Genomic DNA, 3,947 nt, shown 5'->3' with positions numbered 1-3,947 from the left:
TAGCTTTATACTTATGTGTTGTAAGTTAAATGACTGACTAATTTAAGTAAGTTAGAGTAGTAAGTTACTCTGATTGAGATTGATATCATGCTTTCCAATGTTGTTAAACAAAGTTTTTGCCTGGCGGCAATAGCGATGTGGTACCACCTGATCCCATTCCGAACTCAGCAGTGAAACGCATTAGCGGCGATGGTAGTGTGGGGTTTCCCCATGTGAGAGTAGCACACCGCCAGGCTCCCAATTTAAGAAAAAGGCCACTCAAATGAGTGGCCTTTTTTGCGTTTGAGGCAATGCTAAAAACACATCTGCAGGTGCACAATAGGCGCATTTTATGTAACATCCACATCGCTGTTATCAATTTTGTTAGGTGGTCTCGTTCTATGGTAAACCGTGCTTTTTTTCTCGACCGAGACGGCGTTATTAATGTTGATCACGGCTATATCAGCCATCCTTCCCAATTTGATTTTATTTCTGGGGTATTTGATGCGTGTCGCCAAATTGTCCATGGCGGGTATCAGATCATTATCGTTACGAATCAGTCGGGTATTGGTAGAGGCTACTATTCCGAGGAGGCGTTTAACGCCTTAACACATTGGATGATTGATGCTTTTAACAAAGAAGGCATTAACATCGCTGATGTGCGTTACTGCCCCCATCATCCTGTTCACGGTGTTAATTCCTACTTAAAGGACTGTCATTGTCGAAAGCCAAACCCTGGCATGATTATAAAGGCAGCAAATGCCCATCAAATCGCGTTGAATCAATCCGTTTTGGTGGGTGACAAAGTCTCGGACATGCAAGCAGGTGAACGGGCGGGCATTCCCTTTCTGTATAAAGTAGGCGAAGACAATGGACCATCCCAAGACACCCACAATTGGAAGCAATGCCATCGATTAAGGGATGCCGTAGCAGATTTCTTCTCAAATCAGCCACAATAGCCTTATAAAGTGCCATAGGCGGACATAAAGTCACCGTTCTTGTTTGATGGTACTTTTATTCTGATCCCGCTTCGCCTACCATTGCCGAAGATTTATTTTAGTAAAAAGTAGAACTCGTGCCTTCACTTCAAACACATCACTCGTTTCACCTTCCTGCTCGTTGTCAGGGTATACATCATTTTTCTTCATCAGATCGCTTCCTTGATTTATGGCATAGCAGCGCAACTAACTATTTGCTCGGTGGCGGGAGTAATACGCTTTTTCTACAGGACTTTGATGGCCAAGTATTTATCAATACCTTGAAAGGGGTATCGTATCGTGAAACTAAAAACAGCCACATCGTTACAGTTGCAAGTGGTGAAAATTGGCATGAGTTAGTCACCCGCTGCTTAGCACAAGGCTGGTATGGATTAGAAAATCTGGCGCTCATTCCTGGTTCTGTAGGCGCATCGCCCATACAGAATATTGGTGCTTATGGTGTGGAAGTGGAAAACGTCATTGCAGCGGTGGAATATCGCGATATTGAAACCGGTGAAACCAGCGAACGACTGGGCAGCGAATGCGAATTTGGTTACAGAGACAGTGTGTTTAAAGGTAAACTTGCCGGAAAGACCCTTATTACCCATGTCACGTTTGAATTGCCAAAGCGTTATCAACCCGTAGTGACCTACGGTGATCTAGCAAAACTGGATAATCCCACGGCCAGTGAGATTTACGATACGGTGATAGCCATTCGACAAAGCAAGTTACCGGATCCTGATGTTCTTGGTAATGCGGGCAGTTTTTTTAAAAATCCGGTTATACCCCAGACACAGTATAATGAACTGGTTAGCCGTCATGGCCAAGTACCCGGCTTTGACACCGAAGCGGGGGTAAAGGTCCCCGCAGCCTGGTTTATCGACCGGAGTGGATTTAAAGGTAAAACGGTAGGCGGTGTGCGTTGTCATCCTGACCAACCGCTTGTATTAACCAACGCCAATGATGCTAGCGGGGATGATGTGATCACCATGGCCAAATTAATCATGCAAACCGTGTACGAGAAATACGCGGTATCATTAGAGCCTGAAGTGCGTTTAGTCGGTTCAGCGGGGGCAATTACGTTATGAAACAGGCTTCAAAGCTAATACGTCAACATATTCTGTCACTCTTGTCCGATGGTCAGTTTCATTCTGGAGAAGTGATTGCTCAGCAAGTGGGCCTATCTCGTACTGCGGTCGCGGGTCATATTTCCCAGCTGGCAAAGTGGGGCCTTGACGTTTTTAAAGTAAAAGGGAAGGGCTATAGATTGAATCAGGGGTTTTCGTTGTTAAGAGCAGAAAGTATCAAGAAGTATTTAACGAAACCGGGTTTATCGTTAATTCAGGTAGAGCCTGTATTAGCCTCCACTAACTCAGAAATGAAAAAGCGTATTGCCACCGCGCGACACGATCTGGCTGACGGTGATGCCATATTGGCTGAGGTACAAACCGACGGCAAAGGGCGCCATGGTCGTACATGGTTAGCGCCGGTAGGAGGGAGCCTTACCATGTCCATGTACTGGTCTTTCCCCGATGGTTATCAAAGTATGGCGGGACTCTCTTTATTAGTCGGCGTTGCTGTGTGTGAAGCTTTGCGCAAATTCAATATTGAAGATGCCCAATTAAAGTGGCCTAACGATATTTATTTAAACGGTGCTAAGTTAGCTGGCGTATTAATTGAAGTGGAAGGGCAAATTGGCGCGACGGCTCACAGTGTTATTGGAATAGGTTTAAACGTAAACGTACCCGAATCACAATACGACGTTGGCCAACCCCACAGTGATCTTACCGGCTACTTAGGTGAAACCCCTGACCGAAACGAATTGGCTGCTGCTATTATCGAGTCGCTAAGAGAATTGCTACCTGAGTTTACCCAACGTGGCTTTGGCAAGTTTGTACCGTACTGGGAGGCCCTAGACTTGTTTGCCGATAAGAAAATTGTGCTGCAAATGGGGGAAAAACGGTTCTCAGGTATTGATCGCGGTGTGGATCAAAGTGGGGCGCTATTGGTAGAAACCGTGGATGGTATTACCCGTTTCCATGGTGGTGAGGTAAGTTTACGTGGGATCTGAGGCGCAAACATTGTTGGTAGATGCAGGAAATAGCCGTATTAAATCGGTGAGTCTAGCCAACGTAAGCCACGAATCCCCGCGCTCCCATGCCGATGTTGCGACCTTTTGTGCGTATTTAAACACGCACCATTACACCCATGTGGTGTTTTCTAATGTGGGGAAACCCGAGATCGCCAATGCCATTTCTGGGTTTTGCGAAAAAAAGAAGATTTTTTATAAAGAAATTGTCACCGAAAAAAGCCGCTTTGGACTAACTAACAGTTATCAACAGGTTGAGAAAATGGGCGTCGATCGGTGGCTTGCTATGATTGCTGGCCTTGAAATGACCTCCCATCCGTTTTGTGTGATTGATGTGGGAACGGCAATTACCTGTGATTTTGTTGCAGATGGTCATCATTTAGGCGGATGGATCACGCCGGGATTTGAAATTATGCGCAATGCATTGGTTGAAAATACCGCAAAAGTCACCGCAGATGATAAAATTCCCCAGGCGTTGTCGTTAGGAACCAATACCGAAGATTGTGTTTCACTAGGTTGTATGGCGGCGGTGAAAGGTGTTTATTTGAGCGCGGTTGATTACTTATCAAGCAAACAGTCACAATTTGACGTAATTATCGGTGGTGGAGGCAAAAATATGCTTGCATTTAACCATTCTGCTGATACTATCTGCTCCGCAAATTTGGTGGTGCATGGTCTTGCCCGCTACGCGAAAAGTTCGCTTTTTGCGTAACATTTGTTTGATTGTTAGATATTTGAGCAATCAAACAAAAAATCGAAAAAAAATCGAAAAAGACTATTGCACAGAGTAATGAGTTACTCTAGAATGCGCACCCACTTGATGCAGTGCCGACTTAGCTCAGTTGGTAGAGCAACTGACTTGTAATCAGTAGGTCGCCAGTTCGACTCCGGCAGTCGGCACC

At 45.3% G+C, this 3,947-nt stretch carries 4 protein-coding genes, 1 tRNA gene and 1 rRNA gene; all 6 read left to right on the top strand.

Annotation, left to right across the window (positions count from 1 at the left end):
* Window positions 1–119 precede the first annotated feature (119 nt).
* The 6 genes from rrf (at window position 120) to V5298_RS19945 (ending at window position 3,945) form a co-directional block, all read left to right on the top strand.
* Window positions 120–235, top strand: a 5S ribosomal RNA gene (gene rrf, locus V5298_RS19970).
* A gap of 145 nt (window positions 236–380) precedes the next feature.
* The gene (gene gmhB, locus V5298_RS19965; RefSeq protein ID WP_332933178.1) at window positions 381–938 is read left to right on the top strand and encodes a D-glycero-beta-D-manno-heptose 1,7-bisphosphate 7-phosphatase; all 558 of its coding nucleotides are present in this window, start codon (window positions 381–383) and stop codon (window positions 936–938) included.
* Window positions 939–1,054: 116 nt separating this feature from the next.
* Window positions 1,055–2,044, top strand: coding sequence for a UDP-N-acetylmuramate dehydrogenase (gene murB / locus V5298_RS19960; RefSeq protein WP_332933177.1), 990 nt, complete (start codon window positions 1,055–1,057; stop codon window positions 2,042–2,044).
* Window positions 2,041–3,027 (top strand): bifunctional biotin--[acetyl-CoA-carboxylase] ligase/biotin operon repressor BirA, encoded by a 987-nt coding sequence (birA, locus tag V5298_RS19955; RefSeq protein ID WP_332933176.1) that lies wholly within the window; start codon window positions 2,041–2,043, stop codon window positions 3,025–3,027. Before murB ends, birA begins: the two co-directional genes overlap by 4 nt.
* A complete protein-coding gene (locus V5298_RS19950; RefSeq protein WP_332933175.1) occupies window positions 3,017–3,757 on the top strand; it encodes a type III pantothenate kinase in 741 nt (246 codons plus the stop codon). Before birA ends, V5298_RS19950 begins: the two co-directional genes overlap by 11 nt.
* 115 nt (window positions 3,758–3,872) lie before the next feature.
* Window positions 3,873–3,945: transfer RNA gene (locus V5298_RS19945), tRNA-Thr, on the top strand.
* The last annotated feature ends 2 nt before the right edge of the window (window positions 3,946–3,947 follow it).

This window comes from Alteromonas sp. 14N.309.X.WAT.G.H12 (assembly GCF_036697315.1).
Classification (GTDB): Bacteria; Pseudomonadota; Gammaproteobacteria; order Enterobacterales; family Alteromonadaceae; genus Alteromonas.
This window is presented reverse-complemented; position numbering and strand designations above follow the sequence as displayed.